13 protein-coding genes are annotated in these 16,100 nt (G+C 73.3%); 8 read left to right on the forward strand and 5 right to left on the reverse strand.

Annotation, left to right across the window (positions count from 1 at the left end; all coding sequences use genetic code 11):
* Nucleotides 1-203: 203 nt before the first annotated feature.
* The gene (locus ACFOW4_RS19740; protein WP_377529792.1) at nt 204-2,246 is read left to right on the forward strand and encodes a hypothetical protein; all 2,043 of its coding nucleotides are present in this window, start codon (nt 204-206) and stop codon (nt 2,244-2,246) included.
* A gap of 302 nt (nt 2,247-2,548) precedes the next feature.
* Nucleotides 2,549-4,648 carry an MMPL family transporter gene (locus ACFOW4_RS19745; RefSeq protein ID WP_377529793.1) on the forward strand — a complete coding sequence of 700 codons (2,100 nt, stop codon included), beginning with the start codon at nt 2,549-2,551 and terminating at the stop codon, nt 4,646-4,648.
* 60 nt (nt 4,649-4,708) lie between these two features.
* Here the strand turns inward: ACFOW4_RS19745 and ACFOW4_RS19750 are convergent, their stop codons facing one another.
* The gene (locus tag ACFOW4_RS19750; RefSeq protein WP_377529795.1) at nt 4,709-5,593 is read right to left on the reverse strand and encodes a transglycosylase SLT domain-containing protein; all 885 of its coding nucleotides are present in this window, start codon (nt 5,591-5,593) and stop codon (nt 4,709-4,711) included.
* Nucleotides 5,594-5,626: 33 nt separating this feature from the next.
* Nucleotides 5,627-7,045 carry a DedA family protein gene (locus ACFOW4_RS19755; protein WP_377529797.1) on the reverse strand — a complete coding sequence of 473 codons (1,419 nt, stop codon included), beginning with the start codon at nt 7,043-7,045 and terminating at the stop codon, nt 5,627-5,629.
* Nucleotides 7,046-7,178: 133 nt separating this feature from the next.
* Between ACFOW4_RS19755 and typA the strand changes: the two genes are divergently transcribed.
* From typA to ACFOW4_RS19770, 3 genes are all read left to right on the forward strand, one after another.
* Nucleotides 7,179-9,047 (forward strand): translational GTPase TypA, encoded by a 1,869-nt coding sequence (typA, locus tag ACFOW4_RS19760; protein ID WP_377529800.1) that lies wholly within the window; start codon nt 7,179-7,181, stop codon nt 9,045-9,047.
* Between the two features lie 120 nt (nt 9,048-9,167).
* Complete coding sequence (locus tag ACFOW4_RS19765; RefSeq protein WP_377529802.1) at nt 9,168-10,028, forward strand: serine hydrolase; 861 nt, start codon at nt 9,168-9,170, stop codon at nt 10,026-10,028.
* A gap of 45 nt (nt 10,029-10,073) precedes the next feature.
* Complete coding sequence (locus ACFOW4_RS19770) at nt 10,074-10,778, forward strand: lysoplasmalogenase (protein ID WP_377529805.1); 705 nt, start codon at nt 10,074-10,076, stop codon at nt 10,776-10,778.
* Here the strand turns inward: ACFOW4_RS19770 and ACFOW4_RS19775 are convergent.
* Nucleotides 10,744-11,541: a tyrosine-protein phosphatase gene (locus ACFOW4_RS19775; RefSeq protein WP_377529806.1), complete on the reverse strand. Its 798-nt coding sequence runs from the start codon at nt 11,539-11,541 to the stop codon at nt 10,744-10,746. The genes ACFOW4_RS19770 and ACFOW4_RS19775 overlap by 35 nt on opposite strands.
* Before the next feature lie 44 nt (nt 11,542-11,585).
* On the opposite strand from ACFOW4_RS19775, the gene ACFOW4_RS19780 reads away from it, so the two are divergent.
* Nucleotides 11,586-12,683: a mandelate racemase/muconate lactonizing enzyme family protein gene (locus ACFOW4_RS19780; protein WP_377529809.1), complete on the forward strand. Its 1,098-nt coding sequence runs from the start codon at nt 11,586-11,588 to the stop codon at nt 12,681-12,683.
* A gap of 52 nt (nt 12,684-12,735) precedes the next feature.
* The gene (locus ACFOW4_RS19785; protein WP_377529811.1) at nt 12,736-13,659 is read left to right on the forward strand and encodes an NlpC/P60 family protein; all 924 of its coding nucleotides are present in this window, start codon (nt 12,736-12,738) and stop codon (nt 13,657-13,659) included.
* A 37-nt stretch (nt 13,660-13,696) separates the two neighbouring features.
* Here the strand turns inward: ACFOW4_RS19785 and ACFOW4_RS19790 are convergent, their stop codons facing one another.
* On the reverse strand, nt 13,697-14,695 hold the full coding sequence (locus ACFOW4_RS19790) for a TerC family protein (RefSeq protein ID WP_377529813.1): 999 nt from the start codon (nt 14,693-14,695) through the stop codon (nt 13,697-13,699).
* Nucleotides 14,696-15,019: 324 nt separating this feature from the next.
* Entirely contained in the window at nt 15,020-15,922 is a 903-nt protein-coding gene (locus tag ACFOW4_RS19795; RefSeq protein ID WP_377529815.1) for an AAA family ATPase, read from the reverse strand.
* On the opposite strand from ACFOW4_RS19795, the gene ACFOW4_RS19800 reads away from it, so the two are divergent.
* On the forward strand, nt 15,917-16,054 hold the full coding sequence (locus ACFOW4_RS19800) for a hypothetical protein (protein ID WP_377529817.1): 138 nt from the start codon (nt 15,917-15,919) through the stop codon (nt 16,052-16,054). The two genes, ACFOW4_RS19795 and ACFOW4_RS19800, sit on opposite strands and share 6 nt — an antisense overlap.
* Nucleotides 16,055-16,100 lie beyond the last annotated feature (46 nt).

A 16,100-nucleotide genomic window follows, 5' to 3' on the forward strand; every position in this document is an offset into this window, starting at 1 on the left:
CCGCCCGGTCCAGCTCGGACCGGCAGCCTGAACTGACTCCGGCGCGTTGATCGCGGTGTGGCGGCGACACCCGCCGCCACACCGCTGATCGAGCTGGTCGGACTATTGGCGAGGATCATTCACGAGCGTAGGAAGAACATCGCGCCCTAGCGCAGGCCTCGTCTCACGACCTCGGCTCCGCGCCTCCGTCCACCATCGAGGAGATGCCTGTGACCACCTCCAGGCGGCTGCCTTTCGCCGTGTCCGTGCTGGTGACCGCAGGTGCCGTGCTGCTCGGCACGGCCGCCGCCGCGGCGCCGCCCGCGGTGCCGCCGCAGCTGGCCGCGCACGGTGCCTGCGATCCGATCGACCCGACGGCGTGCCTGCTGCCGTTCCCGAACGACTACTTCACCGTGCCCGACCCGGTCAGCCCCACCGGACGGCGGGTGCAGTTCGCGGCCGCCTCGATGCCGGCCACCATCCGCGGCGTCCCGATCGACCCGACCGAATGGAACCGGCAGGACGGGTACAGCCCCGGCACGCCGATCCTGGTGCACGTGCCCGGCCTCGACGCCGCAGCCACCGGCATCGCGCCGGTCACCGACATCGGCCGCTCGCTGGCACCGGACGCACCGATCGTGCTGCTCAACACGGCCACCGGCCAGCGCACCCCGTACTGGGCGGAGCTGGACGCGCACGCCGCCGGCCAGCCCGACCGCCAGCTTCTGATCATCCGGCCGGCCGTCGCGCTGGCCGAGGGCACCCGGTATGTCGTGGGGCTGCGCGGCCTGCGGGACCGGAACCGGGCGCTGATCCCGGCACCGGCCACGTTCCAGGCGTACGTCAACGGTGCCGGCGCCAACCCCAGGGACCCCCGCACCCCCCAGATCAAGCGGATCCTCGCCAACCTGACCACCGCCGGAGTCAAGCGGCACGACCTCTACCTCGCCTGGGACTTCACGGTGGCGAGCCGGCAGGGATTGACCGGACGGATGCTGGCGATCCGCGACGGCGCGTTCGCCACCCTCGGCGCGACCGCGCCATCGTTCGCCGTCACCCAGGTCGTGAATTACCCGTCGCAGCAGGATCCGCGGATCGCCCGGCAGGTGAGCGGCACCATCGCCGTACCTTCCTATCTGACCGGCAACGGCGGACCCGGGTCGCGCCTGCACTACGGGCCGGCCGACGGCGACGGGAAGGCGCACACGCCGGACGCCCTGCCCACGCCGTCCGGGGCGACGCTGCAGGCCGACTTCGTCTGCAACATCCCGCGCAGCGCCTCCGTCGCCGATCCGGCGCACCTCTCGCTCTACGGTCACGGCCTGCTCGGCCGACCGACCGAGATCAACGCCGGAAACGTCAAGACCATGTCGGCCACCCACAACTTCACCTTCTGCGCCACCAGCTGGATCGGCATGGCGAACGCCGACGTCCCGTACGTGGCCGGCGCCTTCACCGACCTCAGCGCCTTCCCCGCAGTGGCGGACCGGCTGCAGCAGAGCTTCCTGAACTTCCTCTTCCTGGGCCGGGCGATGATCCACCCGGACGGTTTCGCCGCCGACCCGGCGTTCCAGGGCGCCGACGGGCAGCCACTGATCGACGGGCCGGGCGGACTGCACTACGACGGCAACAGCCAGGGCGGCATCAACGGTGGCGCCCTTACCGCCATCGCTCAGGACTGGACCCGGTCGGTGCTCGGCGTGCCGGCGATGAACTACTCGACACTGCTGCAGCGCAGCCTCGACTTCGCCCCGTTCCAGACGATCATGGACCAGTCCTACCCGGACAAGGTCGACCAGCAGCTGATCTTCGCGCTGCTCCAGATGCTGTGGGACCGGTCCGAGGCCAACGGGTACGCCCAGCACATGACCGACAAGCCGCTGCCGGGCACCCCGGCGCACCAGGTGCTGATGCACGTGGCCTTCGGCGACCACCAGGTCTCCCCGGCCGCGGCCGAGGTCGAGGCGCGCACCATCGGTGCCCGCCTGCACACCCCGGCGCTCGCCGACGGCTGGTCGCTCGATGTCGAGCCGTACTGGGGCATCGCGCCGATCCCCGCGTACCCGTACACCGGCTCGGCGATCGTGATCTGGAACAGCGGTGCCGCCTCCGCGCCGCCGCCGACGAACCTCCCACCTGCCGGAGCGGAGTACGGCGACGACCCGCACGAGTTCCCGCGTGCTCAGCCCACGGCGCAGGAGCAGAAGGCGACGTTCCTGCTCACCGGCAACATCGTCGACGTCTGCGCGGGGGCGCCCTGCCCGTGACGAGCTGGCGTAGCCCGGGTCTGGACCACTGAGCAGCAGCAGCGTCAAGTGCCGCCGCTGCCGCGCAGGTTGAGGATCAGCGGCTCGCCCTGGCCGCCCGCCACATGGTGCACGGCGGACGCCGTCGGCCTCGGCTCGGCTGCTGACCAACCCGCCCGCAGTTGTGGAGCGCCGCGGCGTGTGCAACCCACCTCAGGAGTGACTGGCCGCGCTGTTCAGGAGGGCGAGGGCCGCCTCGCGGGCGTCGTCGGCGGCGCCGGGGCCTTCGAGATGGTCGGCGACCACGGTCGCGCCTTCCAGGAGTGCTCACCGTGGTCGCCGCGATCGTCGTCGGCGTGGCCGTCTTCGGGTTGCCCAAGCCCGACAACCCGGCCCCGGTCTCCGCCACCGGCTTGTCGGTGCAGTGGCAGTCGACCCAGGTCGAACGCCTCCAGGACCAGCTCCCCGACAGCGAGGTCCAGCCGGCGATCGTGGTCGTCAGCCGCGCCGACGGCGCCCCGCTGGGCGAGGCCGACCGGGCCGCCGTCGCCGCCCGCTCCGGTGAGCTGGGCCGCTTCGCGGTCGGTGGACAGGTCAGCCCGGCACAGGTCTCCCCGGACGGCACGGTGGCGCTGGTGGCCGTACCGCTGAGCACCCCCGGTGGCCAGGAGGAGATCACCGGGACGGTCCGGCAGCTGCGGACCACGCTGGAGAACCTCCCGGAGCAGCTCACCGTCGAGGTGACCGGTGCGCCCGCCTTCACCGCCGACCTCTCCTCGGTCTTCGAGGGCGCGGACGTCACGCTGCTGGCCGTCACGGCCGCGGTCGTGGCGCTGCTGCTGCTGATCACCTACCGCAGCCCGTTCCTGTGGATCGTGCCGCTGGTCGTGGTCGCGGCGACCGAGCAGCTCACCCTGCGCGCCGTCGACACGATCGTGCCCGCGGTCGGGATCAACCTCCAGGAGGGCGCGGTCACCGGCATCGCCAGCGTCCTGGTCTTCGGCGCCGCGACCGACTACGCTCTGCTGCTCATCGCGCGCTACCGCGAGGAGCTACGCCGCGACCAGGACCGCTTCGCCGCCATGCGCTCGGCGCTGCGCCGCACCGCCGAGCCGATCCTGGCCAGCGGCGGCACCGTGGTGCTGGGCGTGCTCACCCTGCTGCTCAGCGAGCAGGAGACCAACCGCGCGCTCGCCGTGGCCTGCGCCACCGGTGTGGTCCTCGCCATGTTCTCGGCGCTGTTCGTCCTCCCGGCCGCTCTGGTGATCTTCGGGCGGGGCCTGTTCTGGCCGTTCGTCCCAAGGGTCGGCGGCCCGGTACGCGAGGGGCGGCTCTGGGGCCGGCTCGGCGCCGCCGTCGAGCGCCGTCCGGTGCCCGTCGCGGTGCTCGCCACCCTGCTGCTCGCCGGTCTCGCCCTGGGCGGGCTCGGCATCCGCACCGGCCTGTCCGAGACCGAGCAGTTCCGCGCCAGGCCGGAGGCGGTCACCGGGGCACAGACCCTCGCCCGCGCGTTCCCGGCCGGCACCACCCAGCCGGTCGCCGTCCTCACCACCCCGACGGCGCTGAAGGCCGTCACCGACACCGCCGCCGCCGTCCCCGGGGTCGCCTCCGCCCGGCCCGGCGACGCCGGCCCGGCCCTCGCCCAGGTCGACGTGGTCCTCGACGCCGAGCCCGGCACCGCCGCGTCGGACCGGACGATCGAGGCGCTGCGGGACGCGGTCGCCGCGGTCCCCGACTCCGCGCCGCCCGCGCTGGCCGGCGCCGAGGCGTTCCGGGGCGCGCTGATCGGCGGCACCGTGGTGGCCACCTACGACAGCGAGGACGCCAACGACCGGGACCTGCGGCTCATCCTGCCGATCATCCTGCTCCTGGTCGGCGCGGTCCTGGTGCTGCTGCTGCGCGGCCTGGTCGCGCCGGTGCTGCTGGTGCTCACCGTCATCGCGTCGTTCTTCGGCAGCCTCGGCGCCGCGTGGCTGCTCTTCGACCACGTGCTGGGCTTTCCGGCGCTGGACAGCGGCGTGCTGCTGCTCGCCTTCGTGTTCCTCGTCGCTCTCGGCGTCGACTACAACATCTTCCTGGTCACCCGGGCCCGCGAGGACGCCCGCAGCGCCGGGACCCGCGACGGGATGCTCTCCGCGCTGCGGGTGACCGGTGGGGTGATCACCAGCGCCGGGGTGCTGCTCGCCGCGGTCTTCGCCGTCCTCGGTGTGCTCCCCCTGATCACGCTGACCCAGATCGGGATCATCGTGTGCATCGGCGTCCTGCTGGACACCCTGCTGGTGCGTACGGTCCTCGTACCCGCGCTGGCGTTCGTGCTGGGTGAGCGTTTCTGGTGGCCCGGCCGCATCGGCGACCGCCCGGTCGCGGACGTCCCCGAGGCGGGCGAGCCGGTGGCGGGCGAGCCGGTCGGCAGCCGGGACTGAACGGCGGCGGGGGTCGGGGCCGGTCGGCCCCGACCCCGGCCGGGACCGGTCAGTCGGCGCTCAGTACGCCAGGCAGACGCACTCGGTCATCAGCGCCCGCACGTTGCGCACGTAGGACGGGTTGGGGATGGCCAGTGGCTTCCCCTCCTGCGCCACCGCGCCGTGGCCGTAGTTGTACGCCGAGATCACCGCGTTGAGCAGGCAGGAGTTCAGCTCGGCGGTGCACAGGTCGGCGTCGAGCCGGAAGTCGGACTCGAAGTACATGTCGCCGATGTACTTGGTCAGCCAGGCCAGGTAGTTGGCGCCCAGGTACGCGTTGTCCTGGTAGTCGTCGATGTCGTAGTTCTGGTCGAACCGCTGGTTCATCCAGGTCGCCGTGCCGGGCATCACCTGCATCAGGCCGACACCGCCGTCGCAGGCGTAGATGTTGGACTGCCAGCCGCTCTCCTGCCACGCGGTGGCCTTGAGCAGGTCGAGCGGGATCTTGATGTCCGGCGCCGAGGTCGGCCAGTACGTGCGGGCCGCCGCGTCGCCCAGCGCCGACTTCACCTGCGCGCGGCTGGCCTGGGTGCCCTTGTAGCTGGGCTTGCAGGAGGTCGGTGCCGGCTTGGGCGGGGCAGGCGGAACCTGGGTCTCGGCGGGCGGCTTGGGCACCGCGCGGGGCCGGGGCGCCGTGGTGGGCTTGCGGGTCGGCGTCTTCGAGGGCTTCGCCGTCGGGGACGCGCTGCGGCTCGGCGCGGCGCCCAGCGCCGCCACCGCGCTCGCCGAGGCGGTCGGCTCCGCCGTCGTCCCGTCGACCGGCGCGTCCGTCGGCGCGTCGGTGACCGCGACCGGCGCGGCTTCGCCCTGGGGGCGTGCACCCTCCTCGGCACAGCCGACCAGCGTGCCCGCCAGCAGCAGCCCGGCGAGCACCGTGGCGCCCAGCCGACCGGTCCGTCGATGCATTCCGTTCCTCCCCCGTGTGATCGTCGCCGCACCCTAACAAGGTTCGACCGGTCGGCGAGGCCCCCGCCGAGGCGTCGTGGAGGGGCCCACCGGCTGGTCCCGCTCCCCCACCGCGCGGTCCCTGGTGGCCCAGGCGACCATGAAGACCGCCGTCCAGAGCACCCCGAGCAGCACCGCCGCGGCCGTCCCGCTGGCCGTGTCGAGCCCCAGGTAGAGCCGGGCGCCGCCGACCCCGAGCACGCCCGCGGCGGCGGCCGTCCAGGCGGCCACCGCCACCGGCCAGCGCGCACCCCGGGACAGCAGCCAGGCCAGGGTGCAGAAGCTCGCCGCGACCACCGCGTTCTGGGTCGGAAAGAGCACACCCTCCCCGCCATCCGGACCCGTCCCCGGTGACCCGGTCAGCTCCGCCACCACGGCCAGCACCACCAGTGGGACGAACGCGCCCGCCGTGCCGACCACACTGAGCAGGTCGGCCCGCCACGGCCGGTTCCGCCACGCCAGCACCGCGGCCACCAGCGCCACCAACACGATCAGCACCCACCCGCGCAGCAGGGACACCACGGCCAGCGTGGCGTCCACCGCGTCCGGGGTACGCCGCTCGGCGAACCAGTCCGCGATCGCCCCGTCCAGCGCGGCCAGCCCGCTGTTGCGGACCACCACGGTGAGCAGCCCGGCGATGGCGAACCCGGCAGCGAAGAGCAGCAGCAGCCCGGCGGCCAGGTTGAGCAGCAGCGTCCAGGCCGGCCCGATGTGCATGGCGATCAGAAAGAACAGCACCCCGTAGCGGGCACTGAGCCAGCGCACCGGGGGCAGCGCGCCGGCGCGGGACAGCAGGGCCCGGGCCGGGTCCGGGTTGCGGCCCAGCCAACGGCCCACCAGCACCACCGCCACCAGACCGGCCAGCAGCACCAGAACCGCGCCGGTGGCCCGGCCGAGCAGCCGGGAAACTGTGTCGTACGACTCGCCGGCCAGGTGACCGAGCAGGATCGAGCCGCTCACCCAGGTCACCACCCCGGCCAGGTTCCACGGCGCGAACCGGCGGTACGGCATCCCCGCCGCCCCGGCCAACCGGGGCACCAGGGTGCGGGCGAAGGCCACCCAGCGGGCCGCGAACACCCCGCGACCACCCAGCCGGGCCAGCATGGCGTCGGCCCGCGCCCACCGCTGCGCCCCCACCCGGTTGCCCAGCCCGGCGCGCAGCCGCGGGCCGTAGCGCCGGCCGGCACGGAACGCCAGGCCGTCGCCGAGGACCGCCGCGACGATCATCGCGAGCAACGCCGGCGCGAGCCGCAAGGTACCGTTGTAGGTGAGGAAACCGACGAGCAGCAGGGTAGCCTCGCCCGGCACGAGCAAACCGAAGATCACCGCGGTCTCGCCCGCCACGATCAGCGCGGCGACCAGGTAGATCCACAGGGTGGGCAGACCCTGCACCACGGTCAGCAGGTCGTGCACTCAGGCCCCCGGGACACGGGAGCCAGCATGCCAGCCGGGCGAACGACCCGGACAGCAGTTTCACCATAGATCAGGGGCACCTGGGGGTGACCCCGACGCGGCCTGCGCGAGCGCAGGCGGAAGGATAGAGGGTATGCAGCTTCGCACCGACCTCCGCAACGTCGCCATCATCGCTCACGTCGACCACGGCAAGACCACGCTGGTCGACGCCATGTTGCGGCAGGCCGGCGCGTACGGCGCCCGGGGTGAGACGACCGAGCGGGTCATGGACTCGGGGGACCTGGAGCGGGAGAAGGGCATCACGATCCTGGCCAAGAACACCGGCGTGCGCTACCTGCCGGCGGACGGCTCCGACCCGGTCACCATCAACATCATCGACACCCCCGGCCACGCCGACTTCGGCGGCGAGGTCGAGCGCGGCCTGACCATGGTCGACGGCGTGGTGCTGCTGGTCGACGCCAGCGAGGGTCCGCTGCCGCAGACCCGCTTCGTGCTGCGCAAGGCGCTGCGGGCCCGGATGCCGATCATCCTGGTGATCAACAAGGTGGACCGTCCCGACGCCCGGATCAAGGAGGTCGTGGACGACACCTACGAGCTCTTCCTCGACCTGGACGCCGACGAGGAGCAGATCGACTTCCCGATCGTCTACGCCTGCGCCCGCGACGGCATCGCCTCGCTGACCCAGCCCGCCGACGGCTCGGTGCCGGACGACAGCACCTCCCTGGAGCCGCTGTTCCGCACCCTGCTGGACACCATCCCGGCGCCCGCGTACGAGGACGGCGCGCCGCTGCAGGCGCACGTCACCAACCTCGACGCCTCGCCGTTCCTCGGCCGGCTGGCGCTGTGCCGGGTGCGTCAGGGCACGATCACCAAGGGCCAGACGGTGGCCTGGTGCCGCACCGACGGCAGCACCCAGCGGGTCCGCATCTCCGAGATGCTGATGACCGAGGGCCTGGAGCGCAAGCCGGCCGAGTCGGCCGGTCCGGGCGACATCATCGCCGTCGCCGGCATCTCCGAGATCATGATCGGCGAGACCCTCGCGGACGCGGAGAACCCGGTGGCGCTGCCGCTGATCACCGTGGACGAGCCCGCCATCTCGATGACCATCGGCACCAACACCTCGCCACTGGTCGGCCGGGTCAAGGGCTCCAAGGTGACCGCCCGGATGGTCAAGGACCGTCTCGACAAGGAACTGGTCGGCAACGTGTCGCTGCGGGTGCTGCCCACCGAGCGTCCGGACGCCTGGGAGGTGCAGGGCCGCGGTGAGCTGGCACTGGCCATCCTGGTCGAGCAGATGCGCCGGGAGAGCTACGAGCTGACCGTCGGCAAGCCGCAGGTCGTCACCAAGGAAATCGACGGCAAGACCTGCGAGCCGGTCGAGCGGCTGACCATCGACGCCCCGGAGGAGTATCTGGGCGCGATCACCCAGCTCCTCGCGACCCGCAAGGGCCGGATGGAGCAGCTGGTCAACCACGGCACCGGCTGGATCCGGATGGAGTGGCTGGTCCCGGCCCGCGGCCTGATCGGCTTCCGCACCGAGTTCCTCACCGACACCCGGGGCACCGGCATCCTGCACCACGTCTTCGAGTCCTACGAGCCGTGGTTCGGCGAGCTGCGTACCCGCAACAACGGTTCGCTGGTCGCCGACCGCGCCGGCGCGGTCACCGCCTTCGCGATGATCAACCTGCAGGAGCGCGGCCAGCTCTTCGTCGAGCCGACCACCGAGGTGTACGAGGGCATGATCGTCGGGGAGAACTCCCGCTCCGACGACATGGACGTCAACATCACCAAGGAGAAGAAGCTCACCAACATGCGGGCGTCGACCTCCGACGAGACCGAGAAGCTGATCCCGCCGCGCAAGCTGTCTCTCGAGCAGGCGCTGGAGTTCTGCCGCGAGGACGAGTGCGTCGAGGTCACCCCGACCGCGGTGCGCATCCGCAAGGTGGTGCTCGACCAGCAGCAGCGCGGCCGGGCCGCCGCCCGTCGCAAGCACGCCGGCTGACCCCGGCCGCCCCGACACCGGGCGCGTCGGCCGCTCGCGGCCGGCGCGCCCGCCGTCTTTCCGACGGGGGTACGCCCACCAGCGCCGTCGGCCGAACCATGATCGGCTACGGTCACCGGCATGACCTGGGATGATCTCGACACCCACCTGGACCGGGTGCCCGGCACCCTCTCGGCGTACGTGGGCCGCCTCGACGCGCCGCCGACCTGGACCCGCCACCCGGATGCCACCCACTACGCGGCCAGCACGATGAAGGTGGCCGTACTCGCCGCGCTGCACCGCGCGGCCGAGGCCGGCACGCTGGACCTGGACACCCCGGTGCCGGTGGTCAACGACTTCGACTCCGCGAAGCCCGGCGCGCCCCGCTTCGCCTGCGCGCAGCACTACGACAACGACGACGCGGTCTGGGACCGGGTCGGCGGCACCGCGCCGCTGCGTTGGCTCGCCGACCGGATGATCACCCGCTCCAGCAACCTGGCCACCAACCTGGTCATCGGCCACGTGGGGCTGCCGGCGGTGGCCGAGGCGTGGACGCTGGCCGGGGCCCGGCACAGCGTCACCGGCCGCGGCATCGAGGACTTCGCCGCCCGCGAGGCCGGCATCACCAACCTCGTCACCGCCGCGGACCTGGCCGCGATGCTCGGCGCGCTGGCCACCGGCGCGTCCACGCCCGGCCGGCTCGCCTCCCCGGCCGGCTGTGCGGCCATGCTGGACGTGCTGCTCGCCCAGGAGCACCGCGAGGACCTCGCCGCCGGCCTGCCCGAGGGCACCCGGATCGCGCACAAGAACGGTTGGGTACGCGGCGTCCGACACGGCGCCGGGGTGGTCTTCCCCGACGACGCGCCCCCGTACCTGATCGTGGTCTGCACCACCACCGACCTGGCCGACGGCGGCCCCAGCGGCGAGGAGATCGAGGACGACGCCTGTCGCCTCATCGCCAACGTCTCGGCGCAGGTCTGGGCTGCCCGCCACGACCTCTGACCCCCGCGCGGCTAGGCTGCTCGCACCCCACCTCCGGAGCCGCAGATGCCCCGCAGTCGTACCCTGCTCGTCGCCTTCGTCGCCGTGACGGCGGCGAACCTGCTGGCCAACGCCACCGGCGTGGGCCTGGCCGTGCTGCTCACCAAGCCGCTGCTGATGCCGCTGCTGGCCGCGTACCTGTGGCGGGCCACCGCCGAACGCGCCGCCCGGCCGGACCGGCTGGTGCTCGCCGCACTGGCCTGCGCCACCGGCGGCGACGTGGCGCTGCTGGCCTTCGGCACCGGCTGGTTTCTCGCCGGCATGGTCTGCTTCCTCGCCGGCCACCTCTGCTACCTCGCGGCCTTCACCCGGCACGGCGCCGCGACCGCGCTGCGCCGCCCGCCGCTGCTCGCGCTCCCGCTGGGGTACGCGCTGCTGACCGTCGTCGCGCTGCGCTGGATGTGGGCGGGACTCACCGACGCCGGGCTGGCCGTGCCGGTGGCCGGCTACGCGGTCGCGCTGGCCGCGATGGCGGCCACCGCCGCCACCCAGGGTTGGCGGGTCGGGCTGGGCGCCGCCCTCTTCCTCGGCTCCGACCTGCTGATCGCCGCTCAGGTGGCCGGCGTGGCGCAGCCGCCCGGAGCGTCGGTGCTGGTGATGGTCACCTACGCGGCCGGTCAGGCGCTGATCGTCACCGGCCGGGCCGCCCGCGCCGACGCGCCGGCCGGGGCGCCGGTCACTCCAGCAGGTGCGCCCGCAGCGCCGCGATGACCTCGTCGTCCAGCCCGAGCCCGTTGCGCAGGTACACCCCGAACGAGCCGTGCACCCGGCGCACCTCGTCGTACGCCGCGTCGAGGTACTCCGGACGCACCTCGAGCACGGGCAGCACCGCCTCGACGTCCAACTCGGGTTGCCGCCGCCGCATCGCCTCCACGATCACCGCGCGCAGGCTCTCCGTCAGCGGGTTGTTGCGCAGGTACTCGGCGCGGATCGCCGCCTCGTCCACGCCGAGCGCGGTCAGCAGGATGACGGTCAGCCAGCCGGTGCGGTCCTTGCCGGCGGAGCAGTGGTAGACCAGCGGCAGGTTCTCCGCCCGGGCGGCCAACCGGACCGCCTCGGCGAAGCCGGCGCGCGCCGACTCACCGGTGACGAACCACCGGTAGATCGCGGCCATCGCCGCCGCCGTGCCCTCCCGGGCCAGCCGCGCGTACGCGTTCAGGTCGTGACCGAGCAGCACCGCCGAGACGTAGGTGAAGACCGGGTGCTCCGGGTCGTGCACCGGCAGGTGCACCAGCCGGGGCTCGCCGACCAGCCGGTCCGGCGGGGCGACCGCGATCTCGGTGTGGTCCCGCAGGTCCACCACGCAGGCCGGCCCGAGCTTGGCCAGCACCGGCAGGTCCTCGTCGGCGAGCCGGCCCAACGCAGGCGTCCGGATCAGCCGTCCGGTCCGGACGCGCCGGCCGTCGGCCCCGATCAGGCCACCCAGGTCACGCGCGTTCGGTGCGCCCACCATGTCCCAGTCCCGCCCGGCCATCCGGTCTCCCCTCCACCCGCGCGCCTGCGTATAGGGTGCCCCACATGACGATCTCGGCGGTACGCACCCACCGGGTTTCCGCCCCCCTGCACACCCCGTTCGTGACCGCGCTGCGCCGTACCACCACGGTGGACACCCTGGTCGTGGAGCTGATCGACAGCGACGGCCGCTCCGGCTTCGGCGAGGCGCCGCAGGTGTGGCAGGTGACCGGCGCGTCGGTCGGCGGGTCCGAGGCGTGCGTACGGGAACTGCTCGGTCCGCTGCTCACGGGCCGGGACCCGGACGACCTGGTGGCCCGCTGCGCCGAGGTGCAGCGCGCGGTGGTGGGCAACGAGGCGGCCAAGGCCGCGGTCGACACCGCGCTGCACGACCTGGCCGCGCGGCGGCTCGGCGTACCGCTGGTGCGGCTGCTGGGTGGCACGACGCTGCGGGTGCCCACGGACGTGACGCTGGCCGCCGGTGAGGCGGTGGACCTCGCCGCCGCCGCCCGGCAGCGGCAGGCCGACGGCTTCGGCGTACTCAAGTTGAAGGTCGGCACCGACGCGGCCGGCGACCTGGACCGGGTCCGCGCGGTCCGTGCCGCCGTCGGCGCCGGGGTGCGGATCCGGCTGGACGCCAACCAGGGCTGGACGCCCCGAGAGGCGGTCCAGGTGATCCGCGGCATCGAGGACGCCGGCCTGGACGTGGAGCTGGTCGAGCAGCCGGTGGCCCGCTGGGACCTGGACGGGTTGGCCTGGGTCAGCGACCGGGTCTCGGTGCCGATCCTGGCCGACGAGGCGGTCTTCGGCGTGCGGGACCTGGTGGAGGTGATCCGCCGACGGGCCGCCGACCTGGTCAACGTGAAGCTCGCCAAGTGCGGCGGCCTGCACCCGGCGCGTACCCTGCTGGACCTCGCCACCGCGCACGGCCTCGGCACGGTGGTGGGGTCGATGATGGAGAGCCAGGTCGGCATCGGGGCGGCGGCGAGCCTGGTCGCGGCGTACGGCACCACCGCGGTCGCCGACCTGGACGCGGCCTGGTGGCTGGCCTGGTCGCCGGTGCGCGGCGGGATCCGCTACGACGGCCCCACCGTGGTCCTCCCGGACGCGCCCGGCCTGGGCATCACCGGCCTCGCTGAAGCTAAGGTGCAGCCGCGCGGTTGATGACCGTTGGAATTTTTCATAGGGTCGCGGGGACGCACGGTACGAGCTGGGGGTGGACGTGGAGCTGCAACCGGGCCGCGAGGCCGTCGTCCGCGTCGCGGTGGCGACGCTCTGGACCTCACCCGAGGCGGTGCGGCCGGTCGACCGGCCCGCCCTCGCCCCGCGGACGGACATCCCGGCCTGGATCTCCGGGATGGACACCGACCAGCAGGTCGGCGACTGCGTGCTGAGCCAGCTGCTGCTGGGCGAGCGGGTGGTCGTGACCGAGCTGCGCCCGGACGGCTGGGCCCGGGTGGTGGCCGTCGAACAGCCGGCCGCGAAGCTGGACCCGCGCGGTTACCCCGGCTGGCTGCCGACCAACCAGCTCGCCCCCGCGGGGCCGAGCGTCGCCGACCCCCCGCTGGTGGTGGACGCCACGGTCACCGGGCTGCGGGCCGCGTCGGACGGCCCGGTGCTGGTGCCCGGGGTGATCCTCGGCACCCGGTTCGTCCCGGCCGGTCCGGCCCGCGACGGCTGGCGGCCCGTACACGCCCCCGGCCACGCCGCGCCGCTCTGGCTGCCCGAGCGCGACCTGGTCCCGGTGCCGTCCGCGCCACCCTCCGCGGAGGAGATCCTCGCGGTGGCGCACCGGCTGCTGCACGTCGTCTACGTGTGGGGTGGCGTCTCCGCGTACGGCATCGACTGCTCCGGTCTGGTACACCTGGCCTGGCGGCGGTTCGGGGTGCTGCTGCCCCGCGACGCCGACGACCAGGCCCGGGCGACCACCCCGCTGGCGCTGGGCGAGGAGCGCCCCGGCGACCTGTACTTCTTCGCCCGACCGGGCCGCGGGATCCACCACATCGGCATCGTCACCGCCGTGCCGCGCGGCGGCGACGACCGCCGGATGCTGCACGCCTGCTACCGCCGTCGACGGGTGATCGAGGAGCAGATGCCGGCCGACCGCACCGCGACCCTGGTCGGCGCGCACCGGGTCTGACCGGCCGGGCGCGCTCGCGCACCCGGCCGGCGACGGATCAGCGCCGGGCCTCGGCCAGCAGTTGCCGGCGGTCCCGCGCGGACTTGATCAGGCTGGCCGCGGTGGCGATGGCCAGGGTGCCGAGGATGACCAGCAGGGAGAGCCAGATCGGGATGTGCGGGGCCCAGCCGACGTGCTCCCCGCCGTTGATGAACGGCAGGTTGTTGTCGGCCAGCGCCTCCAGCACCAGCTTGACCCCGATGAAGCCGAGCACCACGGCCAGGCCGTAGCTGAGGTAGATGAGCCGGTCCAGCAGCCCGCCGAGCAGGAAGTAGAGCTGGCGCAGGCCCATCAGCGCGAACACGTTCGCGGTGAAGACCAGGTACGGCTCCTGGGTGATGCCGAAGATCGCCGGGATCGAGTCCAGCGCGAAGATCAGGTCGGTGGTGCCGATCGCGATCATCACGATCAGCATCGGGGTGAACAGTCGCCGACCGTTCTCGTGGGTGGTCAGCTTCGCGTCGTCGTAGCCCTTCGAGATCGGCAGCGCCCGGCGACTCCACCGGATCAGCAGGTTCTCGGAGAACTCGTCCTCGTCCGGCTCACCCTGCCGGGCCAGGTTGACCGCCGTGTAGATCAGGAACGCGCCGAAGATGTAGAAGACCCAGGAGAACTGCGAGATCAACGCCGCGCCGGCGGCGATGAACCCGCCGCGCATCACCAGGGCCAGCACTATTCCGACGAGCAGCACCTTCTGCTGGTACTGCCGGGGCACGCCGAAGCGGGCCATGATGATCACGAAGACGAAGAGGTTGTCCACCGAGAGGCTGTACTCGGTGAGCCAGCCGGTGTAGAACTGCCCGGCCGCGCTCGCCCCGGACGCCAACCAGACGCCGGCGCCGAAGACCAGCGCCAGACCGACGTAGAAGGCGACCCACAGGCTCGACTCGCGCACACTCGGCTCGTGCGGGCGCCGACCGATGATCAGCAGGTCGACGAGCAGGACCGCAGTCAGTGCGACAAGGGTCCCCGCCCACACCAATCCGGACACGTCCAACGTTCATTCCTCCGGCAGACACGCGGCGTCCGGCACACCGTACGCCCCAACGGGGCTCGGCGTGCCGGTGACGCTCACTCTGGTGACTGTCGGAGGTCTCTTCCGCCGCCGCCCGCACGCACGCGGGACGGCGACCAACGGGGCCGGGTCGCGCCACCGGGGAACCGGCGGTCGACCGTGCTGACGACTCCGTCGCGGGGGAATACTCCCCTCCTCGGTCGCCATTCTCCCCCACCACGCCCCGTGATCGCACGCCGGGCAGCCGGTGGCACCGCCCACCCCGCCGACCGGGAATACGGTCCGTGCCACAGCCCGTACGCCGTCCTAGGAGGCTAGCGTGTCGGGCGCCAGCAGCGGCTCGGCCAGCGCCCAGCCCGCGGCGAGCAGCGCGTCGCAGGCTCCCACCGCGCGGGCCAGCCGCTGCTCGTGCGGGCCGGTCAGCTCCACCACCGGCACCCCGCACCCGACCAGCTCGTCGCGGAACCGCCCGGTCATCCAGGCCCGCAGGTGCTCACCGTCGCGCAGCCCGTCGTCGGTGAACGGCACGTCGCGGTGATCGGTCAGCAGGTACAGCGCCGGCCGGCGGGCGGCAGCCCGTACCTCCGGCGAAGCGCTGCCGAGGTAGCGCTCCTCCCACACGGCAGTGGCACGCGCGTCGGTGTCGCAGAACAGCAGCGGACCGGACGACCGGGCCGCCGCGTCCTCGGCGGCCTGCTGCTCGCGGACCACCGCGCGGAAGTCGTCCCGGTCCCAGGTGACGTCGAACACGGTCGCTCCGGGTGAGCGTTCGCGTAGCCGGTCGAGCTTGCGGGCGGTCAACTCCCGGCCGTACTCCGGCACCCAGGAGGTGCGGTAGTGCGCCGCGAGCGCGGCGGCCATCGTGGTGGTGCCGGTCGACTCGGCGCCGACCACGACCACCTGACGGACGAACCACGCGCGGACCGGTGGGCTCAGGAAGGGCCAGTGCCCCGCCGGGTCCGCGCGCACGGCGGTGCCCGAGACGGGCACGGTGCGCCGGTCCGGATCCACCGACACCGGTACGGCGTCGAAGCGGCGGGCCAACTCCGCCCCGTACGCCTCCGAGGAGAAGACCGCGTCCACCGGCCCGGGTCCCACCGCCTCCCGGAACACCGCGCAGTGCGCGTCCCAGACCGCCGGGTCGGCGTAGTCCACGAGGTGGTCGTCGTACCGGCCGACGAACCGGACCCACGGGGTGTCCGCGTGCACCCCCGCAGCCAGTCCAACCGCGCCGCGAGCGGGATGGACTCCCGGCGCGAGGGCGCCACGACCACGGTGACCGTGGCGCAGCGGGCGGCGGCGGCCGCGATCAACGCGTGGTGGCCGGCGTGCGGCGGGTAGAACTTCCCCACCACCATCCCGTGCCGGAACTCCGGCTCCGACGCCC

This window comes from Micromonospora sp. GCM10011542 (genome assembly GCF_042650685.1).
GTDB lineage: Bacteria > Actinomycetota > Actinomycetes > Mycobacteriales > Micromonosporaceae > Micromonospora.